The following is a 23,828-nucleotide window of genomic DNA, read 5'->3' as shown; positions in this document are numbered from 1 at the left end:
GTTTAGCAATACCCCATAACTCCTAAGGCTTAAGCCCGACTTTTTTCTCTCTACCTTACTTTTTTGATCGGAGGAGATCTCATGGCAAGACCATTGATTCAGCTCGCCCTGGACACGCTGGACATCCCGCAGACCCTGAAGCTCGCAAGCCTCACCGCGCCCTATGTCGATATCTTCGAAATCGGCACCCCCAGCATCAAGCACAACGGCATCGCCCTGGTGAAGGAGTTCAAAAAACGCTTCCCCAACAAGCTGCTCCTGGTCGACCTCAAAACCATGGACGCCGGTGAATACGAAGCCACCCCCTTCTTCGCCGCCGGCGCCGACATCACCACCGTCCTCGGCGTCGCAGGACTGGCCACCATCAAGGGCGTCATCAACGCCGCCAACAAGCACAACGCCGAGGTCCAGGTCGACCTGATCAACGTCCCCGACAAGGCCGCCTGCGCCCGTGAGTCCGCCAAGGCCGGCGCCCATATCGTCGGCATCCACACCGGCCTCGACGCCCAGGCCGCCGGCCAGACCCCCTTCGCCGACCTCCAGGCCATCGCCAAGCTCGGCCTCCCCGTCCGCATCTCCGTCGCCGGCGGCATCAAGGCCTCCACCGCCCAACAGGTCGTCAAAACCGGTGCCAACATCATCGTCGTCGGAGCCGCCATCTACGGCGCCGCCTCCCCCGCCGATGCCGCGCGCGAAATCTACGAACAGGTCGTCGCCGCTTCCGCCTAATCGGGAATTTGCATGCATCAGAAACTGATCATAGACAAAATCTCCGGCATCCTCGCCGCCACCGATGCCGGCTATGATGCAAAACTGACTGCCATGCTCGACCAGGCCTCCCGCATCTTCGTCGCGGGGGCCGGCCGGTCGGGGCTGGTCGCCAAGTTCTTCGCCATGCGCCTCATGCACGGCGGCTATGACGTCTTCGTCGTCGGCGAAATCGTCACCCCCAGCATCCGCAAGGGCGACTTGCTGATCGTGATCTCCGGCTCCGGTGAAACCGAAACCATGCTCGCCTTCACCAAAAAAGCCAAGGAGCAGGGCGCCTCCATCGCCCTCATCTCCACCCGCGACAGCTCCTCCCTCGGCGACCTCGCCGACTCCGTCTTCCGCATCGGCTCCCCAGAGCTCTTCGGAAAAGTCGTCGGCATGCCCATGGGCACCGTCTTCGAGCTCTCCACCCTCCTCTTCCTCGAGGCCACCATCTCTCACATCATCCACGAGAAAGGCATCCCCGAAGAAGAAATGAGAACTCGTCACGCCAACCTGGAATAATCCAGACTCCGGAGCGAGCGGATTCCTTTCGGGGCCGCTCGCGTGGCATGTTGTCCGTCCCTGGCGGCTTTCGCTCGAGCTGCCGGGACGCCGGTTTTCACCGAGGGCAGGGTCATCCCGACCTCGAAAAACCCTTCCTTGAACGCACCATCATCACAGGCTCCCGGCCCATGTTCGAGAGGCGATCTCGCGTATAATTGAAACGCACGGGAGGCTAAAATGTCCAAGAAACACCCCATCATCGCCATCACCGGTTCGTCCGGCGCGGGCACGACCACCGTAAAATGCGCCTTCGAGCATATTTTCTTCAGGCTCGGACTCAAACCACTGGTCATCGAGGGCGACAGCTTTCATCGCTATGACCGTGTGGAAATGCGTGCGCAGATCGACAAGGCCAGACGTGAAGGACGTCATTTCAGCCATTTTTCGATCGAGGCCAACATCCTGGACGAGCTCGAAAACGTTTTTCGGCACTACGGGGAAACGGGAACGGCTCGCCGCCGTTTTTATGTTCACAATGAAGCCGAGAGTCAGCGGCTGGGGGGTTACAAACCGGGAACCTTCACCCCATGGGAAGAAGTACCTGCAGGGACGGATCTGCTGTTTTACGAAGGTTTGCACGGAGGCGTGATCACCGACCGCATCAATGTCAGAAAATACGTCGATCTTCTCGTCGGCGTGGTTCCCATCGTCAATTTGGAATGGATTCAAAAAATCCATCGCGATACCGCCGAACGCGGCTATAAGCCCGAGGACGTTACGGAAACGATACTGCGCCGCATGGATGACTACGTCAAGGTCATCACCCCCCAATTTTCACAGACCGACATCAATTTCCAGCGTGTCCCGACGGTCGATACTTCCAATCCGTTCATTGCCCGGGATATTCCCACCCCGGATGAGAGTTTCGTCATCATCCGCTTCAAAGAGCCTGGCAAATTCAACGTGGATTTCCCTTATCTCCTGGCCATGCTGCAAAACTCCTTCATGTCACGACATAATTCGATCGTGATTCCGGGAGGCAAGATGGGACTCGCAATGGAGATCATTTTCCGGCCGATACTCGAACGCATGATGGCGGATCGTGAGAAAGGCTGACCTCCCTCACGCGACCCGGCTCGCCATCGACGGTCTGGCGGCGCCCTCCCTGCTTCGCCAGTTCGCGATAGAAGCATCCCCAGTCGAAAGCGGGACCGGGATCCGTTTTCCGCTGCGGGGCGATTGTACTGTGTCCCACGATGCGATCCTCGGTGATCGCCGGATAACGCGCCATCAGCTCCGCCACGAGAGCGGCTAGACTCCTGTATTGTTCCCGCCGGTAGGGAAGATCGTCGGTTCCCTCGAGTTCGATTCCGATCGAAAAGTCGTTACAGGCACTCCGTCCCCGGAACTCGGACACGCCGGCATGCCACGCCCGACGATCGGGCGGCACATAGTGTTCGACTTCACCGCCCCGCCGTATCAGTGCATGGGCCGACACCCTAAGGTGCCGAATAGACTCAAAGAACGGATGGACGGTGCCGTCGAGGGTGTTGGTGAACAAGTGCCGTATCCAGGGACCGCCGAACCGACCCGGCGGAAGACTGATGCCGTGGATCACGATCAGGGAGATCGTCTCCCCCCACGGCCTGTCGTCCTGATTGGGCGAGGACAAGGTTTCCTCTCCCCAGCCCGTTCTGTCATCCTCTTTCATCGCCCGCATACCTCGTCAGTCGTGTCGACGCTCACCCGCGCACCGAACAGTCACGCGCCGCCATCGACGGTTCCTCGCCGCGCCGCCCAGGCGGGCCGGCGGTAGGCTAAACTATGGTAGCCGAATTCCGTCTGTCAGTGAGTCCAGCCCATGCCATCAGGCCTTCATCCCGATGCCGACCATCTGCACCCGACCGACGATCTCCCGGACCATCACTCTCTGGCAGCTCAAATTCGCGCCATTTTCGAGACCGGCTTCGGGCAGCTGCTGCAGGACTTGTTCAGCCGGATCGACGACGAGCTGTTCAAGCTCGCCGACAGAGCCGACAACAGCGGCTTGCAAACGCTGTATTTCGATGCCATGCGCCAAATCCGCCGTGACCAGGCCGGCATGCGAAGCCGCTGCCTGCGGGAAATACTCGAGGCCGAGGAGCACTTCTGGAATCCTGCGGACACCCCCTCCGCACAGCCGGAGGATTCCGGCAACCCTGGCCTGACACTCCTGGAAAACGACGTCCTGGAAATCGAGCTCGCGGTGACCCATGCCGCACAGAAGGCAAACCTCCTGTTCCAGGACACGTTGGGGCCGTTCGAACTCCGTCTCGCGGCGCTCAAGGGACTCCAAGGCCCCCCTCTGCCGCCTCATCCGTTCACACCCGAGGCACTGGCCCACGCATTCGCCGCGTCACTCACCGGCCAACCGGTCGACATCCGGGTGACCCTGCTGATACTGAAACTGTTCGACCGCCACGTCCTATGCCAGATGGGGACGACCTACCGGCAAATGAACCAGCTCCTGGCCGACCATGGCGTGCTGCCGGATGCCTCTCTTGTCTTCAAGGCCAAGACTTCCACGATGCCGGAGCAGCACCGGCCATCATCCGCCGCCCACGTGCGAGAAGACGACTCCGCTGAACAGCTGAGTGATCTGCTGCATCTGCTCGATCTCTGGAAGCGCCAAGCGGGAAACGACGCGAGCCAAACCGATGGCCAACACTTCGATCCTGGCGAAGTGGTCGGCGCCTTGAGTCTGCTGCAGCAAAGCGCCAGTGCCCTCGCGTCCGGCGAATGGCGCCCCGGTGCCCCGGTCCCGCGGCTGAAGCAGTCCCTGGTCGAGCAGCTGACCGGATTTTACCCCGATGGCGAACTGCGCCGTCTGGGCCGGTTCGAGGAAGACGTCATCGACATGGTGTCGATGATCTTCGATTTCATCCTGGAGGACCGAAACCTGCCCGACCCGGTCAAGGCGCTCATCGCCCGCCTCCAGATCCCCGTCGTCAAAGTCGCGATCATTGAGCGCTCGTTCCTGGCCAAAAAAACGCATCCCCTGCGGGCGCTCTTGAATGCCCTGGCTCAGGCCGGCGTGGGCCTGGAACCGGACGACAGGAAGGACCGGATCGTGCTGAAGAAAATCGAGGAAGTGGTTTACCGGATACTGACCGAATTCGACGAAGATACCCGAATATTCGCTGAGCTGCTGGAGGACTTTTCCGCTTTCATCGAGGGCGAGCGCAAGGGCGTCAAGGCCATGGAAGAACGCACGCGCCAGGCGGCGATCAGCCAGGAGCGGCTAACCCTGGCGAAGCGCGCCGCCGCCGTCGAAATCACGGCCCGCATCGAGAAGCGGCCGCTTCCGCCAGCCCTGGTTTCGCTGCTGCTCAACGCCTGGAAGGACGTGTTGGTGATCGCCCATCTGCGCCGGGAGAAAGATTCCACCGACTGGGACGAGGCCCTGGCCATCATGGATCGGCTCATCGATTGGGCGGACGCCCATGACGCCGAACCGCGGCGAGCGGACGCCGGAACGGGTGAGCCGGAAGCCATCCGGGCCGCTCGCGAGCGGCTGGAGAACATCGCTTTCGATCCGGGGCAATTGCACGCGTTTTTCAAGGACCTCGAACTCTGGCATCTCAGCCGCGGGAACCTCGGTCCCACACCGGCTCCGGCCAATGCAACGGTGGAACCGTGTGAAATCGAGGACATTCTCATCGAGGGCATGGAGGATGCCCAGCCCGCCGCGCAGTCCGCGCCAGCCATCGATGAAAGCTTCGTCGAACAGGCCAGGAACCTCTGCGCGGGGGATTGGGTCGAATTTTGCGATGGCCCGGCATTGCCCTTCCGTGCCAAGCTCCTCTTGAAAAGCCGGTTCACCTCCCGTTATGTTTTCGTCAACCGGCGCGGCATGAAACTTCGCGAAATCGGCCTGCATGAACTGGCTTCCGGACTCGCCGCCAATACGATCCGGCTGATAGCGGGGGCGAACGAACCGTTGCTGGACCGGGCGCTGAACGCGGTCGTCGACACCCTCGCATGCTCGACCGAGCAAAGCGATGCATCCGCAACTTCCTGATATTCCATAGCACCAGCTTCGATCCACAGCCATGACGATCCGTGTCCGATATTTCGCCGGCCTGAGGGAACAGATGGGCCGCGCCGAAGAACAGCTCGCCTTCGAAGACTTCGCCAGCGTCGCCGATGTCTGGAAAGCCGTCTGCCGCGGCAAACGCCTGCCCGAAGATGTCCTGTGCGCAGTGAACTTGGACTACGCCGGGGCCGACACACCGGTGAAAGACGGCGACGAAGTGGCCTTCTTTCCGCCGGTCACCGGAGGCTGACATGCTGATCGAGATCCGCAGTGAGGCCTTCGATCCTCTCGCCGAACTCTCCCGCTACCAGGACGCGTCTCTACCCACGGCACGGATAGGGGCCCTCGCGGTCTTCATCGGTACCATGCGCGACTTCAACGAAGGCTCATCCGTCCACAAGATGACGCTCGAGCACTACGCCGGCATGACCGAGCGTCAGCTGCAAACCATCGTCGACGAAGCCCGGAACCGCTGGCCGTTCGACGACGCTCTCGTGATTCACCGCGTCGGCGAGCTGTTTCCCGCCGACCCCATCGTGTTGGTCGCCGTCTGGTCGTCCCACCGCGGAACCGCCTTCGATGCCTGCCGCCATATCTTGGAAGCGCTCAAGCACCGTGCTCCGTTCTGGAAGAAAGAGAGCCTGGAGCAAGGCGAGCGCTGGGTCCGGACGAACACGGACGGCCATGCTCCCCCCCCCAGCCCGTGATCCGTTCCACCGATGGCCGAACACCCATCTTCGATTTACGCAAAGCTGAACCTGGACTCCGGCAAACTGACCTGGCAGGAAATGCAGCCGCACTTCGCCCGGGGAGCCATCGTTCGGGTCGCTCCGGGTCTGGATCTCATCGAGGTCGCCACAGTCATGGCTGCCGACGAGACGCGAACCCTGTCCCGCTGGCTCCGCGACGGGCAGGTAGGACGAGCGACCGCAACCGAGGCCCGCGACTGGCACGAGCGCGATCCGCTGTTCTGGGCCGTGGTCGTCGCTCCCTGGGTTTTGGTGCAGGAAATTCCCTCGTCCACGGAAATGAACGATCCGTCGAGGTCGTCACCGCCACGATGATCAGCTACGACCCCAAGTCCTGGTGGGGACTGATTTTCAAGTTCCACAAAAGCGACACGTTCCGGCGTCTACTGCCGGCCATGCTCTCCCTGGCCCTGTTCTCCGCCGGGATCGCCTATGCGGACCGGCACCTCCTCCCGAATCAGCTCAAGAGCACCACAGCCCTGCACGCCCTGTTGGGCTTCGTCATTTCGATGCTGCTGGTGTTCCGCACCAACACCGCCTACGAACGCTGGTGGGAAGGCCGGAGACTGTGGGGCAGCCTGACCAATGCCTCGCGCAATCTGGCACTCAAGCTGGATGCCTTTCTGCCGAGCGGCCACCCTTCCAGGCCACAGATCGCAGGGCTCATCGGCGCGTATGCGGACAGCCTGACACGCCACCTCCGGGCGGCAGCCACGGCGGAACACCGTCCCAACCGTATCGCCGCCCAACTGTTCGCGGAAACGGCCCGCTTGAGGGACAGAGGCGACCTCTCCGGTGATCAGCTGCTCTGTCTCAATCCCGACCTGAGCGCATTCGCCGAAGTCTGCGGTGGCTGCGAGCGGATCCAGAAAACGCCCATTCCGTATTCCTACAGCCTGTTCCTGAAGAAGTTCATCTTTCTTTACATCGTTTCCATGCCGTTCTGCTTCGTGCCGGAGTTCCACTACTGGACGGCGCTGATCACGACCCTGGTATTCTACGTGCTGGCCAGCCTCGAACTGATCGCCGAGGAAATCGAGAATCCGTTCGGCGAGGACGCGAACGATCTTCCCACCGACGACATCGCAGCGAGCATCCGCCTGAGGGTACGCGAACTCCTGGCTCGAGGCGAGCCCGAACGGTGAGCGCGTGATCGACGTCATGGCACCGATGTGTGATATTAAGGATATTCGGCGAAAACCGGGGCTCCCGCCGCGCCGCCTTTTCAGCCCTTTCCATTGGAGAACAGTCATGCCCGATCACGTCTACAAAGTCATCGAAATCGTCGGCTCGTCCACAGTCAGCACCGACGATGCAATCCGCACGGCCATAACCAAAGCCGGGAAGACCCTGCGCCACATGAACTGGTTCGAAGTCGTCGAAACCCGCGGACACATCGTCGACGGCGAGGTGGCGCATTTTCAGGTCACACTGAAAGTCGGCTTTCGAATCGAAGACTGAAAGCTCCATTTTTTCCCCTGTTTCATACCTCATGACCCTCCCCAGCGCCCGTACCTGTTTCCTCCTCGGCTTCCTGTTCTGCGCCGCCTTATTGGCAGCGGCGCTTTACTTCCAGTTCTCCGGCGGACTCGAGCCCTGCCCCTTGTGCATCTCGCAACGCATCATGGTGCTGGCGGTGGCGCTGGTTTTCCTGGCCGCAGCGATCCACCACCCGGCCTCCATCGGTATCCGGGCTTACGCCCTATTGGGTACCGCCGTGGCTCTGGGCGGCGCTTCGATTTCCGGCCGCCATGTCTGGCTACTGCACCTGCCGCCGGAGGAAGTCCCTGAATGCGGACCAGGACTGAGCTACATGTTCCGGAATTTTCCACTCGGCGACACACTCAAGGCGATGCTGAGCGGTACCGGCGACTGCGCCAAGGTGGACTGGACTTTCCTCGGCCTGAGCATGCCCGCCTGGGTACTGATCTGCTTCCTGGGCCTGGGCGCCTTCAGTCTGCTGCAATGGTGGAACGCCGAACGCTGAGCGGACCACCGCCCCACGGAACGCCGGTACCAGGATTTCGGCCCGGCAAATCGCGATCTGTTAAAATGCGCGGATCGTCTTTTCCAAGTTTTCCTTCGACCGTGGCCAGTCACACCCTCCGCATAGCGACCCGCAAGAGCCCACTGGCTTTGTGGCAGGCAGAATACGTCGCATCCCGTCTTCGGGCAGCCCACCCCGACCTCCGGGTCGAACTGGTCGGGATGACCACCCGGGGCGACAAGCTGCTCGATGCTCCACTCGCGAAAGTGGGCGGCAAGGGATTGTTCGTGAAGGAGCTGGAACAGGGCCTGCTCGAGGGCAGGGCCGACATCGCCGTCCATTCCATGAAGGACGTGCCAGTCGAATTCCCCGAAGGGCTCCATCTCGCCGCCATCCTGGAACGCGAAGACCCGCGTGACGCTCTGGTCTCCCACCGTTACCGGAGCTTCGCGGAGTTGCCGGCCGATGCCCGCATCGGCACCTCCAGCCTGCGGCGCCAGTGCCAGATCAAATGCCGCCTCCCCGGCTGCTCCCTGTACGATCTGCGCGGCAACGTCAACACCCGGCTCGCCAAACTGGACGCGGGTGAGTTCGACGCCATCGTGCTCGCCTCTGCCGGCCTGAAACGGCTCGGCTTCCAGGAACGTATCGCCGAAACACTGACACCGGAACAATGCCTCCCGGCCATCGGTCAAGGGGCGATCGGCGTGGAGTGCCGGAGCACCGATACCCGGACCAACGCCCTGCTGGTGCCGCTGCACCATCCGCCCACGGCGTGGTGCGTCCTGGCCGAACGCGCCATGAACCGACGCCTCGACGGCGGCTGCCAGGTTCCGATCGCCGGTTTCGCCCAGCTCGAAGGCGACACCCTGAGCCTGCGCGGACTGGTTGGCAACCCGGACGGCTCGGGCATCATCCGCGCCGAAGCCGTCGGTCACCCGTCCACCTTCGAGGCACTGGGAAAGCGGGTCGCCGAGCATCTGCTCGACCAGGGCGCCGACGAAATACTCCGGCGCGTTTACGCCACCCCCTGACGACGATGAGCCCGCCGCCCTCCTTGTCGGGGATGCGCGTCCTCGTCACGCGACCGAAGGAACAGGCCGAACCCCTGTGCAGGCTGATCGAAACGGCAGGCGGCAAGGCGGTCCGTTTCCCCCTGCTCGACATCGAGCCGAGCGCGCAGGCGGAAGAGGGAGCGGCTCTCCTCCGGCAGGCATCGGATTGGGACTGGTGGATCTTCGTCAGCGTCAACGCGGTGAACCGGGCCCGGGCTCTGGATGTGCTTCGGCCGGACGGTGCCGGGCCGCGCATCGCCGCCATCGGCAAAGCCACGGCCGATGCCCTGGTCGACGGCGGGATTGCCGTGGACCTCGTTCCGGAATCGCAGGCCAATTCGGAAGGACTGCTGGAGACGCCCCCGATGCGGGACGTCGCAGGCCGGCGGATCCTCATCGTGCGCGGCGAGGGCGGGCGGGAAACGCTCAAGGAACGGCTTGTCGAACGTGGGGCACTGGTCCAGTATGCCGAGCTGTACCGGCGGGTGCCGGTGCACACGGGTGCCGAAGCACTGATCGAAGGCCTGCGGACCGCCGGGCTCGACATGCTGACCGCCACCAGCGGCGAAGCCATCGAGCATCTGTACCGCCTGGTTCCACCCGAGGACCGGCCGCGGCTGGTCGAGACGCCGCTGGTCGTCATCAGCGAACGATTGAAAAATCAAGCCGGATCGCTGGGTTTCCGGCACGTGAAGGTGGCCGACGCCGCATCGGATGCCGCCGTGCTGCAAGCCCTGGAGGATGTCGCAGCCCGTTTGGCATCCTTGCGAGCCGCGCCCAACGACGGGGATAAGCCATTGGCCGAGGAAGAAAAACAAATGACCGAAGCGCCGCAATCACCGGCAGCCGGGGAAGTCTCCCGACACCCGCACGGCAACGCTGCCGCGCCTCCGGTGCATCCGCCGCGCAGATCGCGGATAGTCGCCTGGCTGGGCTACTCGATGCTGGCCGCCATTCTGCTGCTGGCCACCGCCGGCTATTTCCTGATCCAGGAACTGCGCTCCAAGCAGGAGGGTCTGGGCGGCGAGCTCAACAAGGGCGATCTGCACTTGCTGGAACTCAGCCGCCAGGTCAGCAGCCTGCAGACTCAACTCGCCACCCTCCATTCCCAGTTCGCCACCCTCCAGTCCCAGCTCGGGACGGAGGACAGCAAGCTGGAGCGTCTGCTCGGCGAGCAATCCGCCAGTTTCGGCCAGAGGCTCGAGGACAGCCGCAAAGAACTGACGCGGTCCATCGAGACCCTCCAGCGTCAACTAAGCCGGACCCACAGCGATGTCCTGATCGCGGATGCCGAATATCTTTTGGGCATTGCCAATCAGAAGCTGCACCTCACCGGTGACGTGAAATCCGTCCTCGAAGCCATGAAGGCCGCGGACCAAAGACTCCATGACAGCGGCGACCCCGGCGTGTTCAAGGTGCGGGAGGTCTTGGCGGAGGAAATCAACCGACTCGAGGCCTTCCAGCCGCCCGACGTGGTCGGACTGTCGGCCAGGCTGCTGGCGATTGAAGCCAAGACGCGGGAGCTGCCGCTGTTCCTGCCACATCCCGACATGTCGAAGGAACCGCGCGAGACGTCCAAGCCCAAATCACCGGAGCCCGAAACCGGCGATGCCGTCGAGTCCACCCTCGAGCAGCTCAAGGGACTGGTCACCGTGCGCCGCAGCGACCGCCCCGTGCATGCCGTCCTGACTCCCCAGGAGGCCGCCGGCCTCCGGGAAATCCTGCTGCTCAAACTGGAGATGACCCGCACCTCCCTGTTGCGCGGCGACGATGCACTGTTCCACAGCAATCTGGAATCCGCAAACGCCTGGCTGAACGAAAATTTCGACCGCGAGTCCCCCGCCTTCAAGGACATCTCGGACGATCTCCGGGCCCTGGCCGGCGTCCAGCTCAAGGCCGCCTTCCCCGACATCAGCGGATCACTCGCCTTGCTCCGCAACATCGAAAAACTGCGGCTCGAAACCGACCCCGTCGCACCGGCAAGCACGGCCGCCCCCGCCGGGAATGAAGCGCCGGGAGACAGACCGTGAGAAGACTCGCTATTGCGGCCGCGATCCTGGCCCTCGTCGCCGGGGCGGCGTATTACGTCTACCGCCATTTCCTGGCCCAGGGCGATCCCGGCTACGTCATCATCGGCTACGGCCCCTGGACGCTGGAATCTTCCCTGGTGGTCCTCGCCGGTGCCCTCACCCTGGCCTTCATTCTGTTCTACGCCAGCATCCGCCTGGTCATCCACGCCATGCGGCTACCCAAGATACTGCGGCAGCGCGGCGGCCACCGGCGTAGCCGGCAATCGCAGGAGGCGCTCATCACGGGCCTGATCGAATCCGCCGAAGGCAACTGGGAAAAGGCCGAGAAGACGCTCATCCGCCATGCTGCCGACAGCGGCGTTCCCCTGATCAACTACCTGACCGCGGCCCGGGCGGCGCACTCGCGCGGGGCGGCCGAGCAACGTGACGAATACCTGAAACTGGCCCACGAAGCCGTGCCCGAGGCGGAAATCGCCATCGGCCTCACCCGGGCGGAGCTGCAGCTTTCCGACAAACAGTTCGACCAGGCGCTGGAATCGCTGTCGCAGCTCAACCGGATCGCTCCCACCCACGCAACCGTCCTGAGACTGCTCCATCAGGTCTATGCCCAGATGGAAGACTGGGAAGGCCTGCGCAACCTCATCCCCAGCCTCCACACCAACAAGGTGATGATGGAAGCGGAGATCAAGCTGCTGGAGACCGAAACCTACAGCGCCTTGCTGAAGCAGCACGCAGAGACGCGCGATGCCGCGCGCCTGAAAGCGCTTTGGGAGAACATCCCGGCCCATATCCGCAAGGCCGCCGGTATCGAAACGCTGTATTTCGCCGCCATGATCGATGCCGGCGCAGGACCGGAAATCGAACCCGCCGTACGCGCGAGTCTGGACCGCGAATGGAGTCAAACCGTCGTGGTCCTTTACGGCTGCATCCAGCTGCCCGACCCCGGCGAGCAACTCGCCCGGGCAGAGCAGTGGCTGGTCCGCCACAGCAACGACGCCGTGCTGCTGCGGGTGCTCGGCAAGCTCGCGGTACTCGCCCGGCAGACCGAATCCGCCCTGCGCTATCTCGACCGGAGCCTGGCACTGGAACCGAGCGTGGAGGCCTGCCAGCTCATGGGCGACCTGCTCCTGGAGCGGAACGAGACGGCGGCAGCCTGTGACTGTTTCCGTCGAGGACTGCTGCTCGCCTCGAACGAAGTCATCGCCCAGATCGACCGAAACCCCCGCGGCGAATCCGAACCCGCCGGGTTCGACACCGAAACGCCGGACTGACGGCGCCCTCAGCCACGGCTGCCGGCGAATATCCCCAGCGAATCCCAGATTTCATCCACCCGGCGCCGCACCGCCGCATCCATGGTGATGGGCCGGCCCCATTCCCGGCTGGTTTCACCGGGCCACTTGTGGGTGGCATCGAAGCCGACCTTGGAACCCAGTCCCGACACCGGCGAGGCGAAATCCAGGTAGTCGATCGGCGTGTTCTCGATCAGGGTGAGATCACGGGCCGGGTCCATCCGGGTCGTCATCGCCCAGACCACGTCCTTCCAGTTTCTGGCGTCGACGTCGTCATCGACCACGATCACGAACTTGGTGTACATGAACTGCCGCAGAAACGACCATACGCCGAACATCACCCGCTTGGCGTGGCCGGCATACTGCTTTTTCATGCTGACCACGGCCAGGCGATAGGAACAGCCCTCCGGCGGCAGATAGAAATCCACGACTTCGGGAAACTGCTTTTGCAGGATGGGGACGAAAACCTCGTTGAGCGCCACGCCCAGTACCGCGGGTTCGTCAGGAGGCCTGCCGGTATAGGTGCTGTGATAGATCGGCGAATGCCGCTGGGTGATGCATTCGATGGTGAAGACCGGAAACGACTCCACCTCGTTGTAATACCCGGTGTGGTCGCCGAACGGGCCTTCCGGCGCCGTCTCGCCGGGATATAGAAACCCTTCCAGGACGATCTCGGCGCTGGCCGGCACCTGCAGGTCGCTCAGGATGCAGGGGGTAACCTCCGTCCTGGCGCTCCGCAAAAGGCCTGCGAAGCCGTACTCGGACAGCGTATCCGGCACCGGCGTCACCGCCCCCAACATCGTCGCCGGATCGGCGCCCAGGGCCACTGCCACCGGAAAGGGCTCGCCGGGCCTTGCCTCCTGCCAGTCGCGAAAATCCAGGGCACCGCCCCGGTGGGCCAGCCAGCGCATGATGGTCTTGTTGCGGCCGATGACCTGCTGGCGGTAGATTCCCAGATTCTGCCTGGCCTTGTACGGCCCGCGGGTGATGACCAGCGGCCAGGTGATCAGCGGACCGGCATCACCCGGCCAGCAGGTCTGGATCGGATAGCGTCCGAGGTCGATGTCGCTGCCGCGCAGCACCTCCTGTTGGCAGGGGGCGTTGCGGACCTCCTTCGGCGCCATGTGCAGCACCTGGCGGTACAACGGCACCTTCTCGAAGGCATCCCGCATGCCCTTGGGCGGTTCGGGCTCCTTGAGGGAGGCGAGCAGCACGCCCACCTGCCGCAACGCTCCCACCGAGACCTCCCCCATCCCCAAGGCCACCCGCCGCGGGGTGCCGAACAGATTGCCGAGCAAGGGGACGGCGGAGCCTTTGGGATGTTCGAACAAGAGAGCCGGACCTTCCGACTTCAATGTCCGGTCGCAGATTTCGGTGATTTCGAGATTCGGGTCCACCGAAGCACCGATGCGCCGCAGCTCCCCTTCCGCCTCGAGCCGGGCGATGAAATCCCTCAGATCCCGGTATTTGGCACCATTTCGGCTCATTTGCGCTCAGCCGGAAAAAAAACCGTATGGTCAGGCGAAGAAACCCTTCACGCTCGCTTCGATCACCGCCCAAGGCAATACGAAGGGCTTCCTGGTGATCGTGATGGCCAGAACGTCGCCCCTGAATTCGTAAACCCCGTCCACCCCATGGCCGCTGAAACGGCCCGAGGTTTCGTCGCCGAAGAATTCCATACCTTTCTCGCGCGCCGCCTTTTCCGCCTTGGCGACGAGCGAGCGGGGCTCGGAACCGATCTTGATCTCGATGACTTTGCTCATGGTCCTGTGAGGCACTGAGGAATAGCGGCCGGTATGGTAGCCGAATTGGTCGGAGCTGGCGATGACGGCGGACCGGCAACGATCGCCCGGCACGGGTATAATTCCAGTCCGTATCCCATAAGAACCGCCCGGAACGAGGGCGGCGTTCCCACGCATCGGTTCAGTTCAAAGTTAAGAGGAAGCTCGTGCAACTGGAACACATCTTGAGGTCCTATGCGCGTTACGCGCCGGTCTACGATCACACCTTCGGCTGGCTCCTGAACTTCCGCGGACGCTCGCTGGCCGCCCATCTCACCAACCGTCGGCCGGGCCGCATCCTGGAAGTGGGCGTGGGTACCGGCATCAGCCTGCCGTTCTACCGCAAGGAGCATCAGGTGCACGGCATCGACATCTCGCCCCACATGCTGGAGCGCGCGCGCCGGCGGGTACACAGCAAAAACCTCGATCACGTGGTCCGGCTGGAGATCATGGACGCGCGCGAGATGGCATTCCCCGACGATCACTTCGATGCGGTCGTGGCCGCCTACGTGATGTCAGTGGTACCGGAACCGCAGCGGGTGCTGCGCGAAATCGAGCGGGTCTGCAAGGCAGGCGGCGACGTCATCATCGTCAACCACTTCGCGGCCGACAAAAAAGGTACTCGTCGCCATTTCGAGACCCTGCTGTCACCGCTGTCCCACAAGCTCGGCTGGCGTCCCGACATGCCCATCGACGAAATTCTCGCCCATACCTCGCTGCATGAAGTCCGCCGGCAGACACTGCCACCGATGGGGCTGTTCACCCTGCTGCATCTCAAGAAAGCCTCTCCGGACTTTGCCGATCCGGCAAGGACTTGACTCAGCCGTGGGCGGCCGGTGAGCGCAATGTTAGAATTCCGAGAATACATCTGACCCAGCCCGTCTCTGCCGCACAAGACATGCTCGATCCATCGCAAGCCCACGATGTCCCCTTCGAAATCCGCGCGGGCTCGTTCAATCTGCCCGTGCTCAAGCTGACCAGCGACAGCGCGGACGCCATCGCCGGCCTGCTCGCGGCCCGGGTCCAGCAGGCCCCGGACTTCTTCCGGCACGCCCCGGTCATCCTCGATCTACACGAGCTGGCCACTCGTGATCAGGTCCCCGACTTCGACGCCCTGTTGCAAATCCTCCGCGGTAGCGGGCTGACCCCGGTGGGGGTCCGCGGTGGTAATGCGGAACAGAACGCCGCTGCGGACGCGGCGGGGCTGGCCCTGCTGGCCGAGGGCAAGCATCACGAAAGCCACCCCGCGACCGAGTCCCCCCATCCCACGCCGGAACCGATTCGCCCCCCCCGGCAGGGCACGAAAATCATCGACCAGCCGATTCGGTCGGGCCAGCGGGTCTACGCGAACGACGGCGATCTGGTCGTGATTGCCACGGTAAGCCCGGGAGCGGAACTGATGGCCGACGGCAACATCCATGTCTACGGCTCGCTTCGCGGGCGCGCCATGGCCGGTGTCAAGGGTGACCTCGACGCCCGTATCTTTTGCCTGGATCTCCAGGCGGAGCTGATCGCCATCGGCGGCCATTACAAGGTCAGCGAGAACCTCGACGGCACCGCGCGCGGCAGACCGGTACAGATCATGCTGCGCGACAATGCACTGATCATCCAGGATTTATGACGTTTTCGACGAATATTGGGAGGACCGAAACTTGGCCAGAATCATCGTTGTAACCTCCGGGAAAGGCGGGGTCGGCAAAACCACGACCAGCGCCGCCTTCGCGACGGGGCTTGCGCTCAAGGGTTTCCGCACTGCAGTGATCGATTTCGACGTCGGACTGCGCAACCTGGACCTCATCATGGGCTGCGAACGCCGGGTGGTCTACGATTTCGTCAACGTCATCAACCAGGAGGCGACCCTCAACCAGGCACTCATCCGGGACAAGCGGTGCGACAACCTGTTCATCCTCCCCGCCTCCCAGACCCGGGACAAGGAGAGCCTCACCAAAGAAGGCGTCGAACGTGTCCTGGGCGAATTGGGCGAAACCTTCGACTACATCGTCTGCGATTCCCCGGCCGGCATCGAGCGCGGCGCCACCCTGGCCATGTACTTCGCCGACGACGCCATCGTCGTCACCAACCCCGAGGTCTCGTCGGTACGCGACTCCGACCGCATGCTCGGCATCCTCGCCTCCAAGTCGCGGCGGGCCGAAGCGGGCGAGGAACCGATCAAGGAATACCTGTTGCTCACCCGCTATTCGCCGCAGCGCGCCAAGATCGGTGAAATGCTCAGCGTGGACGACGTGCAGGAAATCCTGTCCCTGCACCTGTTGGGGGTGATCCCGGACTCCCGCGCCGTGCTCAACGCCTCCAACGCGGGATCGCCGGTGATCCTGGACGAAAAAAGCGATGCGGGACGGGCGTATGATGACGCCGTACGCCGTTATCTGGGTGAGGATGTGCCGCACCGGTTCATCGCGGCGGAAAAGAAAAGCTTCATCAGCCGGCTTTTCAGAGGTTAAGACCATGGGACTCCTGGACTATTTTCGCGGTTCTAGAACCGACAGCGCGGCGGTCGCCAAGGAGCGGCTGCAGATCCTCGTGGCCCACGAACGGGCCGAACGCAACAAGCCCGATTATCTGCCCTTGCTGCAGAAGGAGCTGCTCGAAGTCATACGCAAATACGTCAACGTCGGCCAGGATGCCATCACGGTCACCATGGAAAAGGACGACAACCGGGAGGTGCTCGAACTCAACGTCGTCCTTCCGGACGCCATCGAATCCCGGCCGAAGCGCAAGCGCGGCTGAACGTCCCATTTTCCGACCCGCCCAAACCACGGGAGATCCTCCATGCACGACGACATCGCTACCACCGTTGGGAACGCCGCCGGCAAGATATGGCATTTCCTCGACCAGAACGGCGAAGCCAGCGCCAGCCGGCTCGCCGATGAAACGGGCCTGGACAGGAACGAGGTGCAGCGCGCCATCGGCTGGCTGGCGCGCGAAGGCAAGCTCGTCACCGAAAGACGCGGCCGTTACGAGTTTTTCCGGCTAACCGCCGAATGACCTCGAAATCCTCCCTGCTCCCCGGGGAGCAGGGAAGGCTTCGATGTCGGCAAGGCTTTCCGGCCTTCGGAGCGCGGCGATCCTGCCCTTCATGTCATGAAAATAGCGACGTGGAACGTGAACTCCCTGCGGGTCAGACTGCCGCAGGTGCTCGACTGGCTGGAATCGGTGCAGCCGGGCGTCCTGGCCGTGCAGGAAACCAAGCTGACGGATGACGCGTTCCCGGTCGATGCGTTGCGTGCCGTGGGTTACCACGCCGTCTACAGCGGCCAGAAGACCTACAACGGCGTGGCTGTACTGAGCAAAGCGCCGGTCGCGGACGTGTTGACCGATCCGCCCAACCTGGACGATCCGCAGCGGCGCATCCTGGCAGTGACCGCGGGACCCCTGCGCATCATCAACCTGTACGTCCCCAACGGCAGTGAAGTCGGTTCGGACAAATACGCCTACAAGCTCGACTGGCTGGCGAAAGTCCGCGATTTCATCGCGGAAGAAATGGCCGCACACCCCCATGCGGTCGTGCTGGGCGACTTCAACATCGCTCCCGAAGACCGCGATGTGCACGACCCGGAAAGCTGGCGCGAAAAGATCCTGTGCAGCACGCCCGAACGCGATGCCTTCCGTGCCTTGGCAGGACTGGGGCTGTCCGATCTATTCCGCCGCTTCGAGCAGCCCGAGGGCAGCTTCTCCTGGTGGGACTACCGCGCCGCCGGCTTCCGCCGCAATCTGGGGCTCCGGATCGACCACATCCTCGCCTCCCTGCCGCTCGCCGGGCGCTGCACCGCCTGTTCCATCGACAAGACGCCGCGCAGCCTCGAACGTCCCTCGGATCACGCCCCGGTCGTCGCCGAGTTCGACGGTTTCTGACACCCCGATCGGCTGCGGCTTAATTTTTGCTGGCGTCTGTCGGATAATCGACCGATTGTTCCAAACTCCAAGGAAAGTCCCATGCACAAGATCACCCTCATCCCCGGCGACGGTATCGGCCCCTCCATCGTCGACGCCGCCGTCAAGGTCATCGAGGCCACCGGCGTCCAGGTCCAATGGGACACCCAATCCGCCGGCATGGCGGCGGTCGAGAAATTCGGTACCCCGTTGCCGGACGCCACGCTGGACTCCATCCGCGCCAACCGCATCTGCTTCAAGGGACCGCTCACCACTCCCGTCGGCGGAGGTTACCGCAGCGTCAACGTCACCCTGCGCCAAGCCTTCAACCTCTATGCCAACGTCCGTCCGGCCATCTCCTTCGAGGGCACCGACACCGCCTTCAGCGACGTCAACCTCGTCACCGTCCGCGAGAACACCGAAGGCTTGTACGCCGGCATCGAGCATTTCATCAAGGTCGACGAGGAAAAGATCGCGGCGGAAAGCATCGCGGTCGTCACCCGCAAGGGCTCCGAGCGCATCATCCGCTATGCCTTCGACTATGCCCGCCGCGCCCGGCGCAAGAAGGTCACCCTGGTGCACAAGGCCAACATCCTCAAGTGCACCTCCGGCCTGTTCCTGGAAATCGGTCGCGAAATCGCCAAGGAATACCCAGACATCGAATTCGACGACCGTATCGTCGATGCCTGCTCGATGCAGATGGTCATGCAGCCTCAGCGCTTCGACGTGCTGGTCACCACCAATCTGTTCGGCGATATCCTGTCGGACCTGGCGGCCGGCCTGATCGGCGGCCTCGGGCTCACGGCGGGCGCCAACATCGGCACCGACGCGGCGCTGTTCGAAGCCGTGCACGGCAGCGCGCCGGACATCGCCGACAAAGGCATCGCCAATCCCACCGCCATGATCATGGCCGGCGCCATGATGCTCGAACACATCGGCGAACCGGACGCCGCGCGCAGGATCGAACGCGCGGTGCGCGAGGTGATCGAGGACGGCCGCTCGGTCACGCCGGACCTGGCCAAGGACTCCCCCTGCGGCACCGCACAGATGGCCGAAGCCATCGTCGAGCGGGTGCGTCAGGCGTAGCGCGATTCAACGCTGGCAGCGCGGACAGTAATAGGTCGCGCGCTGCCCCAGCCGCATGCAGCGGATCGGCTCGCCGCAAACCCGGCAAGGCTGACCGGCACGGTCATAGACCCGGAGTACCTGCTTGAAGTAGCCCGGCGCGCCGGATTCGTTGACGAAATCCCGCAAGGTCGTACCTCCCTGCTCGATGGACGTCGCCAGTACCTCGGCGATATGCTCCCCCAGGTTCCGGTAGCGGGCGAGACTGATTTTTCCGGCGGGACGCGCGGGATGGATACCGGCCCGAAACAAGGCTTCGTTGGCGTAGATATTGCCAACGCCAGCCACGACGCGACTGTCCATGATGAAGGATTTGACCGCCGTGTTCCGTCCCGCAGCGAGGCGGTGCAGATGCGCGCCATCGAATGCTTTGTCCAGGGGCTCCGGACCGAGCGCGGCCAACAGCGGGTGCCGCTCAGGCGGTTCCGCAGTCCACAGCAAACAGCCGAAGCGCCGCGGATCGTGGTAGCGCAGGCAAATATCGCCTTCGAACACCAGATCGACATGATCGTGCTTGCGCGGAGGAAAGCCCGGCTTGCAGATACGCAGACTCCCCGACATACCGAGATGGGCGATCAGGGTGCCTTCGTCGAAATCGAGCAGGAGGTATTTGCCGCGGCGACGCACATCCGTCAGTCGCCGACCGGTCAGCGTCTCCCCCAGATCGGCGGGTACCGGCCAGCGCAGCCGCGCCTCCCTCACCCTCACGTCGACGATTCGCCGGCCGGCGATGTGCGGAGCGATGCCGCGGCGGGTGGTTTCGACTTCGGGCAGTTCGGGCATCGTGTCTCAGGAAGTCTTGCGGCAGGAAGCGATCAGATCGGCGAATTCGCGCATGAAACCGGGGTGGCTTTCCAGGAACGTGGCGCGGTCGCGGAAAAATGCCGCGCGCAACGCCGGAACCGCCGCCGGCTCGACCCGGCTCCCGAAACCTTCCTCGCCCAGGCCGAACATCCGGTCCAACAACCGGTTGCCGAATTCGAAATTGAAATGGCCGACGTCCTGCCACAGCCGGGTCTGGTTGTCGCGGATGGGCTCCAAAAGATCGGGATCGTAGCCCTGGAAATCCCAGACCTCCGCCCAGCGCCCCTCCGGATCCGCCGCGCGGACGGTGCGTGCAACCGACAGCAGCGCCTCCCAGCGCAGATCGGCGAAGCCGCAGGCGATGTCGGCTTCGGCGCGCAAGGCATGCACGGGATAGGCGACCAGCCGGGTTTCGACACCGGCGCGGGCGAGGCGGTCCACCAGATCTTGGAGGCCGGCGAGGTCCGCGGGAATGGTCGTCCCCAGGGACGGATCGAAATCCGGCGGGACCACGGCGGCCCGGGGCTTGAGCAGGCAAGGCGCATCCGGCCTCAGGTTGGCCAGATAGCGGGCGAAGTCCGCCCGGAAACGGCGCTCCACTTCGTCGACCTCGAAGCGAGTGTAATAGAACAGGCCCTCCGCGGTATGGGTCGGCATCCTGCGCTGGCCTTTCACCGTCCGTAGCGAAGCCTTGATGGCCTTGCCCGACAGCAGCAGCGCAGCGACCGGCAGGTGCTCCATCTCCGCCATGAGCATCCGGCAGTCGACTGCCGGGAACGGATGGCCGGGCTGGAAACCGATGACCATCCGCTTCGGCGCGGCGTACTCGAGGGCGAACCGTACCGAGCAGTACACCCGTTCCCAGTCCGCACCCGCGAGGCCGAAGTTATAGCCCCGTTCGTGCCGGTCCGACCGGGTCAGCGCCGGATGCAGCGGATCGAAGCCGATTTCCGCGTAGGAATTGCCTAACACCAGGGCGGCAGGCCGTTCGCGCCGGACGATCTGCGGCTTGACATGGCGCTCGTAGCGCTTGAACTCCGGTTTGACCGCGTTGAAACCGGGAATGCTCACCTTGCGGTTGTACCAAAACGGATCGACCAGGTAACAGAACGTCGCCAGCGCCGCCAGCAGGGCGAAGATCCCGGTCGATACCGTCTTGAGATAGGCGTCGCTGTCCATCGTCAGAACTGGAAGTAAATGAATTCGCTCAGCCCGGAAATCGCGCACACCGCGGCCACCCCGACGACGATGCTCAGCAACGCCCAGGCCCGATCCGGCCGCCACTGCCAGAACCTCGCTTCGTGCGAACCGACTCTGGCGCCGTTCAGGCCGGGCCGGAAGCGGGCGAAGATTTCGTTGGTGTTGGGCATGGCTACGGAAACCAGCAACAAGACCGCGATCCATAGCACCGGCCCGGCACCGTGCAGCAACGGCGACTCACTGAACTTCCAGCCTTCCGCCGCCAGGTAGTCGCCCAACGCGCCGTCTTTCAACCCGGCCGGCAGCGCCAACCCGTTCAGCCCCAACATGCCGCGCAAGATGCCCCCGGCGGTCGTCAGGCTGTCGGAGCGGAACAACACCCAGCCGAACACCACGGCGAGGAAGGTGAGGAGTCTCCCCGCCCAGCGCGCCGGGCGGGACGCGGGGTCGGCACCCCATCGCGCGCGCCGCCGCAAGCTACGCCAGCCGCGATGGATGACGAGGTAAGTACCGTGGAGCGCGCCCCAGGCCAGATAGGTCCAGTTGGCGCCGTGCCAGAACCCGCCCAGCACCATGGTGACGAACAGGTTCAGGCCGTGCCGCCAGGGCGCACAGCGGTTGCCGCCCAGTGGGATGTAGAGGTAGTCCCGCAGGAAACGGGACAGCGTCATATGCCAGCGCCGCCAGAAATCGGCGATGTCCGTCGCCTTGTAGGGGGAATCAAAGTTGACGGGCAAACGGATTCCGAACAGCAGCGACAGGCCGATCGCCATGTCGGAATACCCGGAAAAGTCGAAATAGAGCTGGAAAGTATAGGCGAGGGCGCCTGTCCAGCTTTCCAGGAACATCGGCGGCTGGCTCTGCGCCGCCGAGAACAACTGCTGGGCATGGGGCGCGATGCCGTCGGCCAGCACCGTCTTCTTGAACAGACCAAACAGGAACAGGGTGAATCCCGTGGCGAAATCGTCGGCGATCCGTCGGCCACCCGGGTCCCGGGAAAACTGCGGCATCATCTCGCCGTGATGCAGGACGGGACCGGCGATCAGGTGGGGAAAATACGTGACGAACAGAAGATAAGGCACGAAACGGTATTCCCGCGCCCGACCCCGGTACGCATCGACCAGGAAGGCGATCTGGGTGAAGGTGAAGAAGGAGATGCCCAGTGGCAGCACGATCTCCTCGAAACCCCAGTGGGCGCCGGACAGATCGTTCACGGCGCGCACGAAAAAATTGGCGTATTTGTAGTAGCCCAGCACGACGAGGTCGACGGCGATGGAACCGGCCAGCAGCCAACGTCGCGCCTTCGACCCTTGCGGCATCAGACTGATGTGGCGCCCGGCGAGAAAATTGAAACCGACGGAAACCAGCAACAGCAGGACATACTTCGGATTCCACCAACCGTAGAAGAACAGCGAAGCCAACGCCAGCCAGGCGAGGGCAAGATCGCTGCGGTGCCGCCGCAGGGCATAGAAGCCGGCAAGCACCGTCGGCAGGTAAAAGAACAGGAATTCGTAGGAGTTGAACAGCATCGGACCGGCTCGAGCGGGGCGACCGGGACCGGTCCGAACGAAAGGCGTAGCGTTGCCTGTGGCGACGGGCCGGAAGGGACACGCCCCGTCTTCAGTCTGCCTCGATTTCCTCGGCCCCGCCCTCGTCCGTTGGGGCCTGGGGGACCGGTGAAGCCGACGGGGACGCTTCCTCGGTCCGGGTCTCGGCAGGTTTGGGATTCAGGCTGAGCAGGCGCTTGGCTGGCTCGCCCACGACCTCATACTGGAGCCCGTAATCCGGGCGAACCAGCAGCAACTCGGGTTCGCGCTGGACGATGACGAAATCCACCGACTCCCCGTTCGCCAATCCGATGTGGAGTTTCTGCCCTTCAGCCGCCTTGTCCAGGTGCTTGACGTCGATCGCACGTGCCGCCTGCCACTGGGTCAGCAGCTCGCCGATGAGGGTCTCTCCGCCTTCCTGCGGCGTCTCGAAGACCCATTTGCCATCCTGCCCCAGCCGGGCTTTCCATTCCGGCAAGGCGATCTCCTGGATCCGCGCGTCCTCGGGCAGCAGTTTCTTGTCGACGTAATCCGTCGCCTGCGCCGTCAGGTGCCGCGAGAAATCATCGCGCACCAGGTGCAGCGTATCCCCGATGCGAACGTAGCGCCGCATGTTGATGGGATCGGCTCCGCCGAAGACCAGCACCACATCTCCCAGGGTCAGGCTGGCGAGGGGCTTGTCCAGCTCGAATTTGGCCAGTTCGTCCGGCTTGAGCGGATAGCTGGCGTCGCTGGGGGTTTTGGCGATCTCCAGCAGCTGGCGGACCCGGAACTCGTTGGCCGGAGCGGAAAACGGCGCCGACACCCACCAATGTCCTCCCTTCTTCGCCAGGACGATGGTCTTGTCCCCCCGCTGCAGGGTCAGAGTATCGACCTTGTCAGTCTCCACGCCTGTCAGCGGCGTCTCGGCGGGCTCCTTCTTGCCGGGCTCGAAATAGGCGACGGCGCCGAGCACCGCCAGGACGGCCAGCAGCGAAAGATTGAGCAGCATACGAGATTTCATAGTCCCTCCACCAAATAACCGGAAGCCGAGGCAGG

The 23,828-nt window shown here is 63.5% G+C and carries 27 protein-coding genes; 20 read left to right on the top strand and 7 right to left on the bottom strand.

Annotated features, from left to right (window positions below):
* Window positions 1-81: 81 nt before the first annotated feature.
* The 3 genes from hxlA to ACSHWJ_RS08110 all read left to right on the top strand — a co-directional run bounded on the left by hxlA (window position 82) and on the right by ACSHWJ_RS08110 (window position 2,373).
* Complete coding sequence (hxlA, locus tag ACSHWJ_RS08120; protein ID WP_282213662.1) at window positions 82-729, top strand: 3-hexulose-6-phosphate synthase; 648 nt, start codon at window positions 82-84, stop codon at window positions 727-729.
* A 12-nt stretch (window positions 730-741) separates the two neighbouring features.
* On the top strand, window positions 742-1,275 hold the full coding sequence (gene hxlB, locus ACSHWJ_RS08115) for a 6-phospho-3-hexuloisomerase (protein ID WP_010962232.1): 534 nt from the start codon (window positions 742-744) through the stop codon (window positions 1,273-1,275).
* Window positions 1,276-1,494: 219 nt separating this feature from the next.
* Window positions 1,495-2,373 (top strand): phosphoribulokinase, encoded by an 879-nt coding sequence (locus tag ACSHWJ_RS08110; RefSeq protein WP_010962235.1) that lies wholly within the window; start codon window positions 1,495-1,497, stop codon window positions 2,371-2,373.
* Here the strand turns inward: ACSHWJ_RS08110 and ampD are convergent.
* Window positions 2,321-2,968 carry a 1,6-anhydro-N-acetylmuramyl-L-alanine amidase AmpD gene (gene ampD / locus ACSHWJ_RS08105; protein WP_218800702.1) on the bottom strand — a complete coding sequence of 216 codons (648 nt, stop codon included), beginning with the start codon at window positions 2,966-2,968 and terminating at the stop codon, window positions 2,321-2,323. The genes ACSHWJ_RS08110 and ampD overlap by 53 nt on opposite strands.
* Before the next feature lie 150 nt (window positions 2,969-3,118).
* On the opposite strand from ampD, the gene ACSHWJ_RS08100 reads away from it, so the two are divergent.
* From ACSHWJ_RS08100 to ACSHWJ_RS08055, 10 genes are all read left to right on the top strand, one after another.
* Window positions 3,119-5,317, top strand: coding sequence for a DUF1631 domain-containing protein (locus ACSHWJ_RS08100; protein WP_432539610.1), 2,199 nt, complete (start codon window positions 3,119-3,121; stop codon window positions 5,315-5,317).
* A 31-nt stretch (window positions 5,318-5,348) separates the two neighbouring features.
* A complete protein-coding gene (gene moaD / locus ACSHWJ_RS08095) occupies window positions 5,349-5,582 on the top strand; it encodes a molybdopterin converting factor subunit 1 (RefSeq protein ID WP_432539609.1) in 234 nt (77 codons plus the stop codon).
* A gap of 1 nt (window position 5,583) precedes the next feature.
* Window positions 5,584-6,039: a molybdenum cofactor biosynthesis protein MoaE gene (locus ACSHWJ_RS08090; protein WP_010962239.1), complete on the top strand. Its 456-nt coding sequence runs from the start codon at window positions 5,584-5,586 to the stop codon at window positions 6,037-6,039.
* A gap of 12 nt (window positions 6,040-6,051) precedes the next feature.
* Window positions 6,052-6,396, top strand: a complete 345-nt coding sequence (locus ACSHWJ_RS08085; protein WP_010962240.1) for a DUF2288 domain-containing protein — start codon at window positions 6,052-6,054, stop codon at window positions 6,394-6,396.
* The gene (locus tag ACSHWJ_RS08080; RefSeq protein WP_010962241.1) at window positions 6,393-7,226 is read left to right on the top strand and encodes a bestrophin family protein; all 834 of its coding nucleotides are present in this window, start codon (window positions 6,393-6,395) and stop codon (window positions 7,224-7,226) included. The genes ACSHWJ_RS08085 and ACSHWJ_RS08080 overlap by 4 nt, the downstream gene beginning before the upstream one ends.
* Window positions 7,227-7,332: 106 nt before the next feature.
* Window positions 7,333-7,542, top strand: coding sequence for a dodecin (locus ACSHWJ_RS08075; protein ID WP_010962242.1), 210 nt, complete (start codon window positions 7,333-7,335; stop codon window positions 7,540-7,542).
* Between the two features lie 31 nt (window positions 7,543-7,573).
* Window positions 7,574-8,068: a disulfide bond formation protein B gene (locus ACSHWJ_RS08070; protein ID WP_017364794.1), complete on the top strand. Its 495-nt coding sequence runs from the start codon at window positions 7,574-7,576 to the stop codon at window positions 8,066-8,068.
* A gap of 101 nt (window positions 8,069-8,169) precedes the next feature.
* Window positions 8,170-9,102 (top strand): hydroxymethylbilane synthase, encoded by a 933-nt coding sequence (hemC, locus tag ACSHWJ_RS08065; protein ID WP_041361654.1) that lies wholly within the window; start codon window positions 8,170-8,172, stop codon window positions 9,100-9,102.
* 5 nt (window positions 9,103-9,107) lie between these two features.
* On the top strand, window positions 9,108-11,153 hold the full coding sequence (gene hemDX, locus ACSHWJ_RS08060) for a fused uroporphyrinogen-III synthase HemD/membrane protein HemX (protein WP_432539608.1): 2,046 nt from the start codon (window positions 9,108-9,110) through the stop codon (window positions 11,151-11,153).
* Window positions 11,150-12,424 (top strand): heme biosynthesis HemY N-terminal domain-containing protein, encoded by a 1,275-nt coding sequence (locus tag ACSHWJ_RS08055; protein WP_017364797.1) that lies wholly within the window; start codon window positions 11,150-11,152, stop codon window positions 12,422-12,424. The genes hemDX and ACSHWJ_RS08055 overlap by 4 nt, the downstream gene beginning before the upstream one ends.
* Window positions 12,425-12,432: 8 nt before the next feature.
* Here ACSHWJ_RS08055 and ubiD read toward each other — a convergent pair whose 3' ends face one another.
* Window positions 12,433-13,929, bottom strand: coding sequence for a 4-hydroxy-3-polyprenylbenzoate decarboxylase (gene ubiD / locus ACSHWJ_RS08050; RefSeq protein WP_432539607.1), 1,497 nt, complete (start codon window positions 13,927-13,929; stop codon window positions 12,433-12,435).
* Window positions 13,930-13,959: 30 nt separating this feature from the next.
* Window positions 13,960-14,205, bottom strand: a complete 246-nt coding sequence (locus ACSHWJ_RS08045) for a hypothetical protein (protein WP_228370235.1) — start codon at window positions 14,203-14,205, stop codon at window positions 13,960-13,962.
* 185 nt (window positions 14,206-14,390) lie between these two features.
* Here ACSHWJ_RS08045 and ACSHWJ_RS08040 point away from each other — a divergent pair, with 185 nt between their 5' ends.
* From ACSHWJ_RS08040 to ACSHWJ_RS08010, 7 genes are all read left to right on the top strand, one after another.
* Window positions 14,391-15,041, top strand: coding sequence for a class I SAM-dependent methyltransferase (locus ACSHWJ_RS08040; protein WP_432539606.1), 651 nt, complete (start codon window positions 14,391-14,393; stop codon window positions 15,039-15,041).
* Window positions 15,042-15,121: 80 nt separating this feature from the next.
* Window positions 15,122-15,844: a septum site-determining protein MinC gene (minC, locus tag ACSHWJ_RS08035; RefSeq protein WP_432539605.1), complete on the top strand. Its 723-nt coding sequence runs from the start codon at window positions 15,122-15,124 to the stop codon at window positions 15,842-15,844.
* Window positions 15,845-15,875: 31 nt separating this feature from the next.
* On the top strand, window positions 15,876-16,685 hold the full coding sequence (minD, locus tag ACSHWJ_RS08030) for a septum site-determining protein MinD (protein WP_010962251.1): 810 nt from the start codon (window positions 15,876-15,878) through the stop codon (window positions 16,683-16,685).
* Between the two features lie 4 nt (window positions 16,686-16,689).
* Window positions 16,690-16,971, top strand: a complete 282-nt coding sequence (gene minE / locus ACSHWJ_RS08025) for a cell division topological specificity factor MinE (protein WP_010962252.1) — start codon at window positions 16,690-16,692, stop codon at window positions 16,969-16,971.
* Between the two features lie 42 nt (window positions 16,972-17,013).
* Entirely contained in the window at window positions 17,014-17,229 is a 216-nt protein-coding gene (locus tag ACSHWJ_RS08020) for a winged helix-turn-helix domain-containing protein (protein ID WP_010962253.1), read from the top strand.
* A gap of 96 nt (window positions 17,230-17,325) precedes the next feature.
* Window positions 17,326-18,096, top strand: a complete 771-nt coding sequence (gene xth, locus ACSHWJ_RS08015; RefSeq protein ID WP_432539604.1) for an exodeoxyribonuclease III — start codon at window positions 17,326-17,328, stop codon at window positions 18,094-18,096.
* Window positions 18,097-18,177: 81 nt separating this feature from the next.
* Window positions 18,178-19,200 (top strand): isocitrate/isopropylmalate dehydrogenase family protein, encoded by a 1,023-nt coding sequence (locus ACSHWJ_RS08010; RefSeq protein ID WP_010962255.1) that lies wholly within the window; start codon window positions 18,178-18,180, stop codon window positions 19,198-19,200.
* Window positions 19,201-19,206: 6 nt separating this feature from the next.
* Here ACSHWJ_RS08010 and mutM read toward each other — a convergent pair whose 3' ends face one another.
* The 4 genes from mutM to ACSHWJ_RS07990 form a co-directional block, all read right to left on the bottom strand.
* Window positions 19,207-20,022, bottom strand: coding sequence for a bifunctional DNA-formamidopyrimidine glycosylase/DNA-(apurinic or apyrimidinic site) lyase (gene mutM, locus ACSHWJ_RS08005; RefSeq protein WP_432539603.1), 816 nt, complete (start codon window positions 20,020-20,022; stop codon window positions 19,207-19,209).
* A gap of 6 nt (window positions 20,023-20,028) precedes the next feature.
* Window positions 20,029-21,222 (bottom strand): hypothetical protein, encoded by a 1,194-nt coding sequence (locus ACSHWJ_RS08000; RefSeq protein ID WP_432539602.1) that lies wholly within the window; start codon window positions 21,220-21,222, stop codon window positions 20,029-20,031.
* Window positions 21,223-21,224: 2 nt separating this feature from the next.
* Window positions 21,225-22,772 carry an MBOAT family O-acyltransferase gene (locus tag ACSHWJ_RS07995; RefSeq protein ID WP_017364806.1) on the bottom strand — a complete coding sequence of 516 codons (1,548 nt, stop codon included), beginning with the start codon at window positions 22,770-22,772 and terminating at the stop codon, window positions 21,225-21,227.
* 91 nt (window positions 22,773-22,863) lie between these two features.
* Window positions 22,864-23,793, bottom strand: a complete 930-nt coding sequence (locus ACSHWJ_RS07990) for a DUF4340 domain-containing protein (protein WP_010962259.1) — start codon at window positions 23,791-23,793, stop codon at window positions 22,864-22,866.
* Window positions 23,794-23,828: the final 35 nt, after the last annotated feature.

This window comes from Methylococcus sp. S1M (assembly GCF_051295855.1).
GTDB lineage: Bacteria > Pseudomonadota > Gammaproteobacteria > Methylococcales > Methylococcaceae > Methylococcus > Methylococcus capsulatus.
This window is presented reverse-complemented; position numbering and strand designations above follow the sequence as displayed.